The organism is Candidatus Thermodiscus eudorianus (assembly GCA_015521085.1).
Classification (GTDB): domain Archaea; phylum Thermoproteota; class Thermoprotei_A; order Sulfolobales; family Acidilobaceae; genus Thermodiscus; species Thermodiscus eudorianus.
In genome coordinates this window covers 1-14,868 of record WAOW01000006.1, presented here as the reverse complement: position 1 = coordinate 14,868, position 14,868 = coordinate 1, and the positions used below count along the sequence as shown (strand labels likewise).

The following is a 14,868-nucleotide window of genomic DNA, read 5'->3' as shown; positions in this document are numbered from 1 at the left end:
CCTCCTCTTGGCGGTATAGTGTCTGCCTGGGGGAAACCGTTTAAGCCGGGCCCTGTACTTGTGGTGCCCGGTCTGGTTCAACGCGGTGTATCCTGTTGGAGTTGAGGATCCTGTCGCCCACGGCCATACTGGGTTATGGGTTTCCCCTTGAGAGCTTTAGGCGCGGGCTGAGGGACGGGCCCGACGCTATCGCGGTTGACGCCGGCTCGACCGATCCGGGCCCCTATTACTTGGGCGAGGGGGTCCCCTTCGTATCGGCGGAGGCAGTTGAACGCGACCTCTACCATCTCCTAGAGGCCTCCCTCGACCACGGAATACCACTCCTAGTAGGGAGTGCCGGCGGTGGGGGCGCCCGTCCCCACGTGGAGTGGGCCCTTGAGAGGCTTAGGCGCGCCGCCTCTAGGCTAGGCAGGCGTGTAAGGGTTGGCCTGGTCTATAGCGATGTCGATAAAGACCTACTAGCCGGTAGGTTGAGAAACGGCTTGTATAGCGTGAGGGACCCCTACTCTCCCCTGCCAGAGCTAGGCGAGGAGCTGGTACTATCTAGTAGTAGGATCGTGGCCCAGGTGGGTGTAGAGCCCTTCATAGAACTCTTGAAGCGGGGCGTCGACGTAGTCCTCGCGGGTAGGAGTGTCGACGTGGCCCCATTCGCTGCCCTCCCATGGATGAAGGGCTTCGACCGGGGACTAGCCGTACACATGGCGAAGATACTTGAGTGCGGCGCCCTCGCGGCCGAGCCCGGTAGCGGGAGCGACGGCATGATGGGCGTGATTAGGAGTGGGGAGTTCGAGGTCTACCCGCTCAACCCGGCTAGGAGGGCTACAGTTACCAGCGTCTCAGAGCACGCTCTCTACGAGAGGAGGGACCCCTACCGCGAGTACATCCCCGGGGGCTACGCGGACCTCACGGAGACTACCTACGAGGAGCTGGGTGATGGGAGGGTCGTTGTCCGGGGGAGCAGGTGGATATCCTCGGAGAGGAGGCTTGTGAAGCTTGAGGGCGTCAGGCTGGTTGGCCACAGGTACGTTGTAATAGCTGGCGTGAGGGACCCCGGGTTCCTTGAGAGGCTCGACGAGCTGGTCAACGCCGCGCTCAGCCACGTCTCCAGGCTCGTGGGCGGAGACGGCTACCGCGTGTATGTCAGGGTCTATGGGAGGGATGGCGTGATGGGCCCGCGGGAACCAACGCCGAGGCTGGGCCATGAGGCTGGGCTCGTGATCGAGGTCGTGGCCGCTAGCAGGGATAGGGCTAAGACCGTGGCTGGGCTCGTGAGGAGCACGCTCCTCCACATGGGCTGGGAGGGTAGGAAGACTACCGCGGGGAACCTGGCGTTCCCCTTCAGCCCGAGCGACCTAGATGGCGGGCGCGTCTACGAGTGGAGTATATGGCATTTGGTGGAGGAGAGGGACCCTCTGGAGTATGCTAGGCTTGAGGTGTTGGAGGCTGGTTGACTTGGTGGAGCTTGGTAGTGTTGCTAGGGTTGTGAGGAGCAAGAACGCGGGGCCCTATACGCTGACCCTCGACATAATATTCGACTCCGTGGAGTGCGCTGTGGAGGCATACAAGAGGATCACCAGGGATATGGTAGGAGCACTCTACAGGATAGACCCGGAGAACGTGGAGATAATACTCTACAAGCCCGCCAACGCCGTGAAGATAAACCTGCCCAGGCTAGTCCCCTCCGGGCACCCCGGGGATACGGACGTCTACGGAGCACAACAACACGCCCCACTCCTAAGCCTAGACCTAGACATCGACTGCCAGGGAGCAGGGTGACACGGGGATTGGCTGGCATAGCGGAGGCCGTGGTAGACGATGTACTAGGCGTGGTCGAGGCTGGGGACTGGGTTCTTGGGGAGGCGAGGAAGGCCCTCATAGACACGCTGGCAGTCGCGGCCGCCGCGCCACGCGTATACCCGAAAGCCTTGAGGATTGCATCAGCCATAGCAGGGGGCGAGCCCGGTCCGATCCCCATACTTGGCTCCGGGGGCGGGAGGGCTCCCAGGCTAGCCGCGGCGCTGGCTAACGCGTTCCTAGCTCACAGCATAGAGTTCGACGACTGGCTCGCCCCCGGCTACGTACACGCCGGGAGCATCGCCATACCCGTGGTTTTGAGCTACGGCTACGACTCCAGCCTCCGCGAGGTCCTACAGGCTATCGCAGCTGGCTACGAGGCTGGACTCAAGGTAGGCTCCTACATGGGCAGGAGCCACTACCTCCGCTACCATGGGACGGCCACGATCGGATCGGTGGTGGCCGCGACAGTCTATACGATGCTAGTGGAGGGACCCTCAAGAAGGGTTTTGGAGGCGGCGATAACACTAGCGGCATCCTACATGGGGGGACTGTGGAGTGTGAACAGGGCTGGCGCGCTCTACAAGCCCCTCTCACCGGCCAAGGCGGTCGAGACAGGGGTGCTAGCGGCTAAGGCTGCCTTGGTGGAGGGGAAGCCCGTGCCCGGCGGCATAGAGCGTGCATGCCAGGCCCTCTACGGCGACTGTAGGTACATTGAATCCTACAGGTATGGGGTTGCAGTAAACGGGTACAAGTTCTACCCATCGTGCCGCCACTCCCACACGGTGATAGAGGCCGCCCTAGAACTCTACGGGAGGGTCAAGCCAGGCGAGATCAAGAGGATAAGGGCCAGGCTGTATCGGGAGGCCGTTGAAGTAGCCGGCATAAGGGAGCCCCGCGGCGTGGAGGAGGCCCGGTTCAGCATACCATACCTGGTGGCGGCGGCCCTAGTCTATGGCAGGGTCGGGTTCAGGGAGATAGAAGGGTCCCTCCGGGACCCCATGGTCCATAGGCTGGCTAGGCTAGTCGAGCTTGAGGCCGTCGATGAATACACGGGCCAGTACCCGGCTAGGCAGCCGGCGGAGCTGGTGATCCAGGCTAGGGGAGGGACCCTATCCAGCTATAGGGACAGGCCCCGCGGCGAGCCAGGTAGCAGCGTGTCCATGGACGAGATCCTGGAGAAGGTGGAGGGCCTGAGGGAGTATATGGATCCCGTGGAGTATAGCGTTATTAGGAGGCTCGCCTCCGAGAGCCTGGAGACCACGCTAGGGGAGGCATTCGAGGCACTCTGGGCTGAGCGATGAGGGAGAGAAGATTCCAAGGGCCTGCGAGGATCGTAGGGTGGAACCCCAGGGCCAACTCGCCCTGGCTGGGCGTAGCACGGGGCTTCAAGCTAGCCCGAGACCACTGGCTAGCGGGCAGGGAGGAGAAGCGTTGGTATATGGAGGCCCTCGAAGAGGCCTTCCCAGGCTCCTCATCCCTCCTAGGCGACAGGCTCCTCCTATTCCACAGGGCCTTCTCGCCCGACGGCGGATACGGGGTTGAGGTGTTCCACGACGCGCTGAGGGCCGGGCTCCTGGCCTATGAGGGGTCCAAGTGGAGGCTCTACCCTACCGGGGCGCTGGCCAGCCTATTGGCAACCATGGGTTATCCGGTGTATAGGGTTGAGGCTAGAGGTAGACTGAAGGGGAAGAAGATAAGGATAGAGGGCTGCGAGGACAAGGAGTACATCATTGTAGGGTCGCGGGGATATAGCGGGGTTGCGAGGCGCCTCGGCGGGGACTGCATGTATCGGGTGAAGGATATGGCTCCCGGGGGCTTCAAGCCCCTGGGCGAGTCCACAGTAGAGGATGCCGTCGCCGTCAATAGGGCCTATATTGAGAGGCTCGCCTCGGAGGCCCGGGAGTTCATAGCCAGCGAGGCCGGGAGAGGCCGAGTCTACGTTGCAGTGAGTGGGGGATTGGATAGCAGCGTGGCCCTTACACTAGCGGTCGAGGCCCTCGGCCCCGAGAGGATAACGGCGGTATACGCCGACACCGGGATGGAGTTCCCCGAGTCCAGGGAGACGGTCGAGGCCCTGGCCAGCAGGCTCGGAGTCGAGCTAGCCGTGGTTAGAGCAGAGAGGGACCCCCTGGAGCTTATACGGGAGAGGGGCCTGATGGCCAGGGACAACCGATGGTGCACCAGGCTACTCAAGCTAGAGCCCCTAAGGAGGTTCTACAAGAGGGTGGGGGCTAGGGTTGTAGTCGACGGGGCTAGATCCCTTGAGAGCGAGGGCCGGGCCAAGACCCCGAGGGTGGGCGTGAACCCCCTCATACCGGGGGTGAAGAGGCTACTCCCCATAAAGTCCTGGAGCAGGCTCGAAGTACAACTATACGCCAGCCTGAAGAGGCTACCAGTCAACCCGCTCTACGACACGGGCTTCCAGAGGATAGGATGCATGGTGTGCCCGGCGATGCACCTACACGAGCTCAGGCTAGCCAGCAAAATGAAACCCGGATTCTACGAGAGGCTCTACAATACACTAAAATCCACGGGCGTGAGGGACCCCCGGGGGACAATACTATCCGGGAGATGGAGGAACACGCCCACACCCAGGGATAAAGGCTGAATCTGGAATCCTATCCCAGTGCTATCACGTAAAGGCTTATCGTGTCTCATGGCTCATCAAGTATCACCCCTGATACCTAGTATCAAGGGTGATACCTGTGCCGTTCAACCCCAGGCCTGAGATTAGCTAGGGTGTAGAGCTGGGAGACATGTCTTGGACGGCTAAGTCTATATTCGGCGGAACTTCAAGTGGGCGTTATGAGTTAAGAATTAATCCCCCATTGTACCTATATTTTGTAATAGTAATATGGTGTATGGGTGTTGAAGACGATAATGCCTGTCTCTGCTATTTTATTTTTATTTATATTATATCTAGTGGGTATTGTGTATGATGGTATTACTCTAGCTGGGGCTCAATCACGAGGCGATGCATTAAGCCTGTTAAATGGGGTCAACTACTTTTACTGGAGTGCAGGCCAGCTGGTTAACGCCACATCCACATTACCGCTTCTCAACGGGACTAAAATAGCCGCTGAAATCGACTTCAACCGCTTTAAACTCGATGGATTCGACCTGATAGCCATCCCCGTGTTCGTAAACCAGTCGAGTGCAGACAGTAATGATCCCCATCTGGCGAATCAGAGTAATGATAAGTTCGGTTCCCTGGGAGCCGATTACCTAGACTACGTGGGCCAGCTCGTCGATAAGGCCCGTGACATGGGGTTCAAGGTCTGTATAAGAATATTCAACACATACGGCGATTGGGGGTGGCGGGGCAATATAAACCCGAGTGACCCCAACACCTGGTTTGCCAACTTTGAGAACATAGTAACAATTATAGCGCAGTGGGCTGAGAATAAGGGAGTCTATTGCCTAGAGGTTGCGTCTGAGCTAAACAAGTTGTTTACAAGCACATACGATGCCGACTGGAATGACCTGGTTAATTCAATATCCAGTGTATATAATGGCAGAATAGTTATGACGGTGAACTGGGATAGACTAATCAACGACATAACAGGCAGTACTAGCGATGTGCTATACAGCACCTTCACGAACACTAATCTAGATGCAATCGGCATAGCGGCATACTTCCCGCTAACAACAAACCCAGATCCCACGCTAGACGAGTTAAAAGACGCCTGGGACGGGTCGAACCCGGAGAACCTAAACTATACACAACGACTCCTCGACGTCAGGGACTTCTACGACAAGCCATTGATATTCATGGAGGTGGGATATAGGAGCGTAGATGGCTATCTGGATGAGCCATTCGATTATACGTCTAATCTAGACGCCGAGCAGGACGAGCTAGAGCAGAGTCTAGCCTTCTACACGCTAATATGGGAGTCGTTAAGGCTGAACTCTACCACAAGCGTCAACGGGGGATTCTGGGGATACGTTGTATGGGGGGCCGCCACTGGATTACCATACCACTGGGACGGCTATGACGTATGGGCTAAACATGCTGAAAGGGTCATAGCGTACTATCAGGGAGGGCAACTAGAACCCGGGTATCTACGCCTGGTAGATCCCGACAATACCACATCTATCATAAGCCTGTTCTATGATGACTGGATGATACAGAGTAGCGAGTACGGGAGGCAACCCAAGCCCGGATACTTGCTAGAGGCTAACTTGTCGTTTAGGGTCAAGTCACAGAGCAGTAGCGATGGTAGATTCTATGTCTCTAGGCTAGGCTTCTACATTGATAACCAGGGCTACCAGGCTATCATTAAAGCCCTCGTCAGCAGCAATAGTATCGTTAGGCTGGAGTTTCTAAGTAGTATAGACGGCTGGCAGTATCATTACGTCGATTTAAGCAGCACGCCGATCAACATACCGGTGACAGGGTTCTATCTAGCCAGCATTAGGCTTAGCAACACTTCGAGCTACTGGGCCATCCATTATAGCGTGGTCGACCCCAACGGCAATGTAGTAGCAGGCTATACACTAGATACCGGGATGGGTGGCTCCCTAACTCTAGACTTCGACTACTTCTATGTTAAACCCTATGACTCCAATAGCGGGACTATATGGCTGGAATTAGAGAATATGACTGTACGATTCAAAGACAAGATAGTACTCGCAGTGGACTATTACTACCATCTAGGATACATACCCTACTACATATCACTAGAGACCGGGGGCAACGTATTGTCAAACTTCTACACTAATACGAATTCCGTAGACCCAGGGACACCAGTCCCCATACCAGAACCACCCATACTCGTAGCAACCACTATACTGGCAGTAACCGCCATCCTATACACATGCAGCCGTGTTTGCACGCCAAGGCGGAGACAGACAGTGACGGCTCCTAGGGCAAACGAGCCCGTAGATAGACACCTCAACGTCTACCGACTCGATATTAGCGTGGATACCCAATCAGCATAAGCTGGGGGCACGTTTTATGAGTAAGACACTGCGCCTATGTGCAGCACTGCTCATAGGCGCCATAGCCATAGCCTCACTCGCCATAATACAGGAAACGGGTAGATACGAGGAGAGACTACATAAGACATTAGTAATAGCATTGGATCAAGCATTACAGGAGTCGGCGAGTCTAACCTTCTCTGGAAACTTCACCCAGAACCTGATAGACGATTTGATGAAGTACAATTGTAGCCCAGCAGGGCTCAGGCGGGCGGAGTCGGAGAGGACCATGTATTACATTTATGGTCTCACGGGTCTAGCGGACCGCGTCGATGGTCTCCGGGCAGACCTTGCAATAGCATACACTTCCACTGGGGAGAAGATGCCCTGGGAGCTGGACTTATCGCTGCACGATATAGGAGTATTCTTCCGGCTATTATCACAGCGCGTGTACCAGTACATGCTAGACAATAGGACTCTCGACTGCGACACGCTGCCAGGCGAAGAGAGCCTCCATAGATTGAACCAGGCATTCACCCTGCTTCATCGGGAGTTGGAGGAGACCGTGTATAATGAGAGCTATAATTTCAACGGGCTAGACGAAGACACGGTGAGCCTCATCTACGAGGCGTCTAGAGACCTAATGTCTAAGGGCGCCCCCTAGACCCCTACTCGACAATGATCTCCACTATAACATCCCAAGAGTAACAAATATAGACGACCGGACCAGGGAGTCAAGGGGGGAGACGCCCTATACGCCTCCCCCGGCCCCAGGTACTTCTACTGTTGAAATACCCCGGGCTGTATTTGTCCATAGTGTTGTGCTAGGTTCTTAATGGAGGTTAAAGCCAGCTACGGCGAAAATGGTTGACGCGCTGTATATTGATCTTGAAAGGATGAAGAGTCAGCCAACGATAAGGGGGATCGCTGGAATAGGGGTGCTGGAGTTCTCCGTAGAGTATAGCTAGACCCTCACTGGAAAGTATTTTAATAAATGTCTCTATCATATTGCTTTAATATGGTGGGATTATCGCCCGCGTGTACGTCTTTCCGGTAAAGGCTGGTACACTGGTCGGTGTAGTTGTACTCATGCTTGGCCTCTTGTTTCTAGCGATAGGCATACTCCCGTTCGTGATGGATGGAAACATGTCTACAATACCTATACCGGTCCGCCTTGTATTCGCTATAGTAGGCTTCATCGCCACGATCGGCGGCATCTACCAGATCAGATACGGGCCGGCGATGTCGCGGATCTTGAAGAGGCTTAGCATGGAGGTAGGGGTCGAGGATGATAGGCTCGTCCTGCCCCGCCGGTTCAGGCTGAAGAGGGGCACGCTGAGTATAAGCCTGGTGGAGAGGAATAAGAGGTACGAGACAAGGCTCAGCTTCAATGAGAGCGAGGACCAGGAGGTTACGAGGGAAACGCTGAGCCCCGAGGACTTCGCCGAGGCCGAGAGTATAGCCGCTAACGTGGACTGGTCACGTGTAGTAGTCGGAGCTGGGCCGGTGAGCATTGGCTCCGCCCGGAGCATTGTCGAGTGGGTGAATCTACCATGCTATATTGTAAGGGAGAGAGAATACGCGACCCCGGTATTCGATGTATGCATAGCTCTATACCGCAAGCCATCCCTACCAATAGCCATAGGTAGGAGGACGCTCCAAGTATCACACGAGCGGGATATAGCTAGGGCTGAAATAGACGTGGAAGACGGGGTCATACGAGGCCGCCTTGAGTATTATCGAGCTCCCGGATCAAAGTCTAGGGGGGCACGAGTCGAGATAACAGGGGTATACGAGGGGATCAAGTACAAGGCCAGGATTACCGAGACGAGGGAGCCTGGATCGATCGAGTTTAAATGGCCAGCCAAGCCCGAGGAACCAATCTACGTCATACTATCAAATGCTGGAGTCGTATCAATTAACGGGTTCCTGAAGAGCCTGGGGGTAACAGAGCCAGTCATGCTAGGGAGAGTCTGGCATGGCTTGAAGGATGCCAAGATAAGGCTCGTACTCGATATAGCAATGGCCAAGGACGCGGTAGACGAGGAAGACATCACAGTACTCCCACGGGCTCATACCAGCGATGAATCCATTGCAGCAACTTAGAGGCAAAAGCCTAGAGCCCCTATTAATCATATTAATGATAGTAGGGAAAAAGTCGTCCAAAGTTATACCTGTGATGTATGAGAACAGGGTGCTAAAGACTCTTGAGCCTCTAGGGCTCGAGGAGGGTGAAGAGGTAGTTGTGGTCTTGAAGGAGGATTTAGTAAAGTATGCCCGCCGTGTCCGCCGTAGTCTAACGGGCCGGGGAGGGGAGCCTAGTGAGGTTCTCTCTCGGGAGAGGGGTAGGCTGGTGTGGAGAAGCTAGTATTTGACACCTCTGTTGCCGTGGACCTCTTTGCTGGCTGGGAAGAGCTTCGCGTAGTGTCGGCTGAGAAGGTGTTTGGGTGCGTAGCGAGGGGTGTAGTCGGGAGGCTGAGAGACGAGGTAACGCTTGTTGGAGACGACCTCTACTTCACAGAAGCAGTAGAGACTGCTCTGGCTACTGGCTCTAGGGGTGCAGACTCCTACTACATCGGCCTAGCCAGGACCCTAAACGCGCCCCTAGCAACAAGCGACAGAGTACAAGCACTAAACGCCAAAAAGTCCAAGATCAAGGCATTCTACATCTTAGATAAACAGGACCTAGAGGGTTTGCTCGATAACCTTAATTTCAAAATATAATATAACTAATTATAAATTAATGTAAAGAGATGATATATCACGTTGAGAGGTTATCAAACTCGAAGAATGTATCGACTAGTTCCACTATCTCAGTTACTAATATAATTCTACGCCTGGATAATAATAGTTTTGTGAGGTCTGAGCCCGAGACCCCCGCGGCTCCAGAGGCCGGCACTCAAAAACAATCGTCCCATAACTCTCCATTATTCTGGGACAGTTTCTAACTCATTTATACCAGTATGGAGGTAACATATAGGACACTCTATTCCATGTTGCGGGGCTTTAAGGACTTAAGGGTTGCGATGTATTATTGGTAGCGGGGGGATGGGTTGTCTCGTGAGGTGGTTGTTAGGGTTAGGGTGCCTTCTCACTATGTTGGGGATGTTGAGAGGGAGGTTAGGCTAGCCTATGCCGTCGATCTATTCCTTCGGGGCGTTGTTAGTGTTGAGCGTGCAGCCGAGCTGGCTGGGACGAGCCTATACGACTTCCTAGTTGAGCTTCGTAGGAGGGGGATACAAGCCTACCCTTATAGTGATGAGGAGCTCCGAGAGGAGCTGGGAATTGAAGAACAAGGCTAGTAGATGCCTAGTACTAGATTCTAGCGCCATAATAGCTCTTGCAGAGATAGGTATGGCGGATATCATGGAAGCGCCTGGCATGGAGATAATCGTGCCTCAAGCGGTCTACGAGGAGGTAGCAGTTAAGGGCCGCGGCAGGCCTGGCTCAGGAGAGCTAGAAGATCTCGTACGCCAAGGTAAGGTAAAGGTTTTAGCGCCACGGGATAGAGCGCTGGTGGAGGCTCTCCACGATCCTCTAGGTATAGGTGAATCGGAGGCAATAGCACTAGCAGTTGAGCATGGCTGCACGGTAATCCTCGATGATAGAATTGCAAGACTTAAAGCGAAATCCATGGGGCTAGCAGTCAAGGGAACAATAGGCCTCCTACGACTAGCATACGATAAAGGTATCATAGACAAAGACAAGCTAATCCGAGCACTAAGAGAACTAAAAGAACACGGGTTCAGGGTATCTGATAGTGTAATAAACGAGATTCTAAAGAAACTAAAACTAAAGTAGAACTAAAGAATAGTGGCGGGCTCGCCGAGAGTTTGAACCCGCGAGCCTCCGGCTCCGGAGACCCGCTCTAAATAAACCAATGTTGCATGAATCCATGAGGGAACGCAACATGCACTTCAGCGTGATAATCCTATTGGCAGCTCATTACCGATAATATTGCAACATGTCTGGGTAAAGGCCTTAGGTATTTTAAGGATCCTCATATATGCTTAATGTTTTGCATGAATCGTTTGAAATTAGGTTTGGAGTAATATCGTGTAAGAAGTGTGCCCATACTATGTAATTAACTTTATTTATTTTTATTTTTAAATATTTTGTCATAAATGTCTCTTCTGATGTAAAAGCCCAGGTCTAAGAGTTTAATATAGAGTTCTTCTATCGTCATTTTAATATAGCCTTGCTCATATAGTTTCCGTAGAATTGCTAGTGTTCCTATAACCTCTAATCCTAGCTCCCGGGCAAGCCTCCTCGCCCTCTTATCATCGATTACAGCAACCTTACCCTTGTTCAGTGCAACTAGTATAGCAGATGACTCTCCCGTGCCAAGCCTCGGGAAAGACACGGAAACTTCTTCAACCTTGAGCAGTCCCCTCCTCACCATGTCTTTTACCAGGTGATAGACGGCATCATCTTTTCTCCCAAGTTCAGACAATACACCCTGTGGGATCTGAGCTTCAGAAAACAACTCTGTCAAGGCTAATTCGAGTAACCCTAACTTTGATAGCACTATGAGGGGAGACGTGTTAAGAACCACTCTTAAAGAGCCTCTTGTAGGCTTCAATTTCTTCCTCTGCCTCCTCCTCGTCAACTACCTCATACTCTATCCCGAGCCTCCTCAACACCAGCCAAAGCTCATCGATACGTAAACCCAGCAGCTCGGCGGCCTTGCCCATAGAGATCCTGCGTGATAAGAGCAACCCCAGGACTAGGAAAAGCCTCTCCGGGTCTCGATAAGGAACTCTCTCACTCTTAATAATCTCTAAAATGGCTTTATCACGGCCCGCCATATAATACTCCCACAACTACCAACAGTGACCTAGACATTAAATACCATATGTTACCGCTAGCTCCATCCAAAACACTAGCTTATGGAATATAGCGGGCCCGCCGGGATTTGAACCCGCGAGCCTCCGGCTCCGGAGGCTGTCATTTAAATACACTGTCCCAGAAGCTGATGATGTTCTGGGACAGATAGGTAAAGTTTTTATACCTATTATCTAGTATATGGGACGGTTTAGCTTGGAGATTTAATGTTGTTAAAGCCTGGTCTATCTTGGGGGCGGCTAAGATTAATATCTTCTTCCTATAAGCATAAGGTAACTATAGGGGATTTAAGTGGCCAGGACTAGTGCCAAACGAGTTGTTATCGAGGTTCCTGAGGGTCTAAGGATTCCTCCTGGCGAGCTTGAGGAAAGACTCCGGATAGAACTAGCGTTGAGGCTTTATGAAAAGGGTATAGCGTCGCTGGGCCAGGCTAGAAGGATAGCGGGTCTCTCGAAATGGGATTTCCTAGAACTACTAGCCAGGGAAGGCATACCGCTACACTACGGTGAAGAGGAGTTGAAAGAAGACCTGGAGGTTGCTAAGAAGCTTGCAGAGAAGACAAGAGAGTAACAGAGCGGAGGGAGAGTTTCTAGTCGTCTCTAATTCAAGCGTTATTATCGCACTTGCCAGGATATGCCGTTTAGACCTCTTGGAGAAACCCTTTGGGAAGATCCTTGTCTCAGAAGCTGTCTGGAGGGAAATAGCAGTTAAAGGCAAGCCTGGCCATGAGAAGATAGTGAGGGCAGATTTCATACATGTAGGGAAAGCTGGTAATAGGAGGCTAGTAACTCTTCTTGAAGGGTTCGTGGATAGCGGTGAAGCAGAAGCAATAGTTCTAGCACTAGAGCGAAACGCAGATCTATTACTCGTCGACGACCGCGATGCAAGAGAAATAGCTAAAAAGCTGGGACTACAAGTAATGGGTACGCTAGGCGTGATAGCGCTAGCTAAATATGGAGGACTAATTCCTAAGGCAAAGCCAATAATAGATAAGCTCGTAGAAAGCGGCTTCTGGATATCTAGGAAGCTACTTGAAGAATTCCTTAGAGAACTAAGTGAACTCTAAGGACCTTAATAAACTATCATAAGATTTAATATAAAGCATTGATACCTACAGTCATGAGCAACTCACGTAGCCAAGATTTTATAATACGACATCAGGTAGGGATCGGTGGCCAGGTTGAATATGGCTGAGCTGTTAAACGTACTGGTTAAACTTGATAAGCTACTTGATAAGCATCGTATTGGATACATAGTAATTGGTAGTCTAGCAGACTATCTCCTAGGCATATCTGCAATCAAGCCCGACGACATCGACATACTTGTAAGCAAGGAAAACGTTGAGAAGCTAAACACCATGATTCAACAAGAACAAGGCATTGGTATGCTTGAGCCAGTAAGGTGGCGAGAAGGGAGTACGATTAGGGGATTCCATGGGAGAGTCTTACTGGATGGAGTGCTAGTAGACATCATGGCTGACGTACAGCTCAAGCACTTAGATAAATGGATGCTCTTCACATATGAAAAGCTTCTCCCATGTACGATAGAGACAAAAATAAATGACATAGCAACTGTGAGAATCCCATGCCCAGAGATCCAAGTTATAACTGATAAGGCGCTAGGCAGGTTGGAAAGGGCAAGAGCTATCGAGGGCGCCATAGATAAGAAGAGATGCAATGTAAGAATCAACTACTGTCTCTTAACGACCAATCACTGATTGGACTGCGGGGGCTCGCCGAGAGTTTGAACCCGCGAGCCTCCGGCTCCGGAGACCCGCACTATAAACATTCGGGTTGCACGAGTTCATGGAGAGATGCAACATGTGCTCAGATAGGATAAAGTGATAGTTTATCTCATAGATGTCCTCGGAGTAGAGACCTATATGCCGGAAAAGGCGTTACAGGAGATAGAAGAGCATTTAGTAGAGCTAGCCAAGAGAAAGAAAATACATATTGAAGAGCTAAGAGTGGCAGTAAGGATCCTATTACTAGGCGTGAAGATCATCGTGAAGCAAGCTTACACGGACTATTTGGAGACTGCCAAGAATTTGCGTGAACGATCTAGCAGATGCCGATTTCGTTGTCCTAGCACTGCATTTATCTGAGGAGTACGAGAAAGTGATACTATTAACATGGAACAAGAAAGACTATAAGGATGACTATCTCAAGACCTATAGAATACTTGTAAACATGCCTTCTAGTTTAATAATTTAATAAAATAAAAATATAATTAATTTAGCGTTGAAATAGAAGTGTAAAGTATTAAAGGAGAATCACCCATGTGACGGGCCAGCCGGGATTCAGAGCCCAAGACCCTGCGGCTCCGGAGGCCGACACTTAAAACAATCGTCCCATAGTTCTCCATTGAGTTGGGACGATTCCCTAATCTATTTATACCCTGTAGGATAATGTATGGGACGCCCATGTTATCGAGATTGTTTCTCTATTAAATTCTATTTTTATTTGAGATCTTTTATCGTGTGGGATCTTGGAGAGATAAAGATATTGGAATGTAATACCCTATAAGTAAGATGGGCATGGAGGTATCCAAAGAAATGGTGCTACTACCAGGATACAAATGGCTAGAAGTGGTGCCAGGAAAGCGTGGTGGCAGACCAACCGTTAGAGGAACTCGCATAACAGTTGACGATATTCTAGACATGCTTGCGGCTGGCTGGAGACCCGAAGAGGTTGCTGAGGAATTTGATATACCGTTGGAAGCCGTATATGAGGCATTAAGGTTTGCATCTAAGACGCTAAAGAGGGTTAGAGTCGTTGCTGAGGCTTCTAGCTGATGAAAATATACCTAAAAAGCTGGTAACCTTTTTGAGACAGTATGGCGTAGATGTTACTCGTTTACAAGACTTAGGTATCCGGGGTATTAGCGACAAAGAGTTAGTCAATATAGCAAACGAACTTGAGCGGATAATATTAACAAGAGACGCCGATTTTACAGTACCAAGTCTCTTATCTCTGATAAGGTATGGAGTAATCTACATTTCCTACCAGCCTTCTAAGAACGAAATACAAAGACTAGCCGAGAGAATAGCTTCAATGGCCAACCAGCTAGAGCCTAGGCCTGGGCTACTCATAGTCATAGAGCATGAATACATAGAAGTCTATGACTAGCATCTTACATCGCTAGTTTATAACCATGTCTAAATGCAGAAGTCTGAATAAAGGAAAAGTGATTTATCCTCCTGCAGCAGATAAGCTTGGCATTCCATTGAACGAGATATGGTTATCGGAACTGTTAAAGTAATATGAGGAATATGTACTGTTCCATGAGTTCCGCGAGATATTGTAT

The 14,868-nt window shown here is 51.5% G+C and carries 18 protein-coding genes; 16 read left to right on the top strand and 2 right to left on the bottom strand.

Annotated features, from left to right (window positions below; translation table 11 throughout):
- Positions 1-95: 95 nt before the first annotated feature.
- The 11 genes from F7C38_05440 (at position 96) to F7C38_05390 (ending at position 10,518) form a co-directional block, all read left to right on the top strand.
- Complete coding sequence (locus F7C38_05440) at positions 96-1,451, top strand: DUF1446 domain-containing protein (protein MCE4600991.1); 1,356 nt, start codon at positions 96-98, stop codon at positions 1,449-1,451.
- Complete coding sequence (locus F7C38_05435; protein ID MCE4600990.1) at positions 1,429-1,776, top strand: DUF4387 domain-containing protein; 348 nt, start codon at positions 1,429-1,431, stop codon at positions 1,774-1,776. The genes F7C38_05440 and F7C38_05435 overlap by 23 nt, the downstream gene beginning before the upstream one ends.
- 8 nt (positions 1,777-1,784) lie before the next feature.
- Entirely contained in the window at positions 1,785-3,098 is a 1,314-nt protein-coding gene (locus tag F7C38_05430) for an MmgE/PrpD family protein (protein ID MCE4600989.1), read from the top strand.
- A complete protein-coding gene (locus tag F7C38_05425) occupies positions 3,095-4,405 on the top strand; it encodes a phosphoadenosine phosphosulfate reductase family protein (GenBank protein MCE4600988.1) in 1,311 nt (436 codons plus the stop codon). Before F7C38_05430 ends, F7C38_05425 begins: the two co-directional genes overlap by 4 nt.
- A gap of 323 nt (positions 4,406-4,728) precedes the next feature.
- A complete protein-coding gene (locus F7C38_05420; protein ID MCE4600987.1) occupies positions 4,729-6,738 on the top strand; it encodes a hypothetical protein in 2,010 nt (669 codons plus the stop codon).
- A gap of 16 nt (positions 6,739-6,754) precedes the next feature.
- Positions 6,755-7,381 carry a hypothetical protein gene (locus F7C38_05415; protein ID MCE4600986.1) on the top strand — a complete coding sequence of 209 codons (627 nt, stop codon included), beginning with the start codon at positions 6,755-6,757 and terminating at the stop codon, positions 7,379-7,381.
- A 374-nt stretch (positions 7,382-7,755) separates the two neighbouring features.
- Complete coding sequence (locus tag F7C38_05410) at positions 7,756-8,823, top strand: hypothetical protein (protein MCE4600985.1); 1,068 nt, start codon at positions 7,756-7,758, stop codon at positions 8,821-8,823.
- 73 nt (positions 8,824-8,896) lie between these two features.
- Positions 8,897-9,085: a DUF104 domain-containing protein gene (locus F7C38_05405; protein MCE4600984.1), complete on the top strand. Its 189-nt coding sequence runs from the start codon at positions 8,897-8,899 to the stop codon at positions 9,083-9,085.
- Positions 9,073-9,441, top strand: coding sequence for a hypothetical protein (locus F7C38_05400; protein MCE4600983.1), 369 nt, complete (start codon positions 9,073-9,075; stop codon positions 9,439-9,441). Before F7C38_05405 ends, F7C38_05400 begins: the two co-directional genes overlap by 13 nt.
- Before the next feature lie 329 nt (positions 9,442-9,770).
- Entirely contained in the window at positions 9,771-10,019 is a 249-nt protein-coding gene (locus tag F7C38_05395; protein MCE4600982.1) for a UPF0175 family protein, read from the top strand.
- The gene (locus F7C38_05390; protein ID MCE4600981.1) at positions 10,003-10,518 is read left to right on the top strand and encodes a DUF3368 domain-containing protein; all 516 of its coding nucleotides are present in this window, start codon (positions 10,003-10,005) and stop codon (positions 10,516-10,518) included. The genes F7C38_05395 and F7C38_05390 overlap by 17 nt, the downstream gene beginning before the upstream one ends.
- A 289-nt stretch (positions 10,519-10,807) precedes the next feature.
- Here F7C38_05390 and F7C38_05385 read toward each other — a convergent pair whose 3' ends face one another.
- Complete coding sequence (locus F7C38_05385) at positions 10,808-11,326, bottom strand: DUF3368 domain-containing protein (protein ID MCE4600980.1); 519 nt, start codon at positions 11,324-11,326, stop codon at positions 10,808-10,810.
- Positions 11,262-11,525, bottom strand: coding sequence for a UPF0175 family protein (locus F7C38_05380; GenBank protein MCE4600979.1), 264 nt, complete (start codon positions 11,523-11,525; stop codon positions 11,262-11,264). The genes F7C38_05385 and F7C38_05380 overlap by 65 nt, the downstream gene beginning before the upstream one ends.
- Before the next feature lie 328 nt (positions 11,526-11,853).
- Here F7C38_05380 and F7C38_05375 point away from each other — a divergent pair, with 328 nt between their 5' ends.
- From F7C38_05375 to F7C38_05355, 5 genes are all read left to right on the top strand, one after another.
- Positions 11,854-12,132, top strand: coding sequence for a UPF0175 family protein (locus tag F7C38_05375; protein MCE4600978.1), 279 nt, complete (start codon positions 11,854-11,856; stop codon positions 12,130-12,132).
- Positions 12,110-12,628, top strand: a complete 519-nt coding sequence (locus F7C38_05370; GenBank protein MCE4600977.1) for a DUF3368 domain-containing protein — start codon at positions 12,110-12,112, stop codon at positions 12,626-12,628. Before F7C38_05375 ends, F7C38_05370 begins: the two co-directional genes overlap by 23 nt.
- Positions 12,629-12,742: 114 nt before the next feature.
- Positions 12,743-13,279 (top strand): hypothetical protein, encoded by a 537-nt coding sequence (locus F7C38_05365; protein MCE4600976.1) that lies wholly within the window; start codon positions 12,743-12,745, stop codon positions 13,277-13,279.
- A gap of 819 nt (positions 13,280-14,098) precedes the next feature.
- Positions 14,099-14,356, top strand: a complete 258-nt coding sequence (locus F7C38_05360; protein ID MCE4600975.1) for a DUF433 domain-containing protein — start codon at positions 14,099-14,101, stop codon at positions 14,354-14,356.
- A gap of 31 nt (positions 14,357-14,387) precedes the next feature.
- On the top strand, positions 14,388-14,690 hold the full coding sequence (locus F7C38_05355) for a DUF5615 family PIN-like protein (GenBank protein ID MCE4600974.1): 303 nt from the start codon (positions 14,388-14,390) through the stop codon (positions 14,688-14,690).
- The last annotated feature ends 178 nt before the right edge of the window (positions 14,691-14,868 follow it).

What these genes read in the sequence shown, in the direction of transcription:
- F7C38_05425 (MCE4600988.1), top strand. Translation starts at nt 3,095, where the DNA reads ATGAGGGAGAGAAGATTCCAAGGGCCTGCGAGGATCGTAGGGTGGAAC.
- F7C38_05415 (MCE4600986.1), top strand. Translation starts at nt 6,755, where the DNA reads ATGAGTAAGACACTGCGCCTATGTGCAGCACTGCTCATAGGCGCCATA.
- F7C38_05405 (MCE4600984.1), top strand. Translation starts at nt 8,897, where the DNA reads ATGTATGAGAACAGGGTGCTAAAGACTCTTGAGCCTCTAGGGCTCGAG.
- F7C38_05380 (MCE4600979.1), bottom strand. Translation starts at nt 11,525, where the DNA reads ATGGCGGGCCGTGATAAAGCCATTTTAGAGATTATTAAGAGTGAGAGA.
- F7C38_05360 (MCE4600975.1), top strand. Translation starts at nt 14,099, where the DNA reads ATGGAGGTATCCAAAGAAATGGTGCTACTACCAGGATACAAATGGCTA.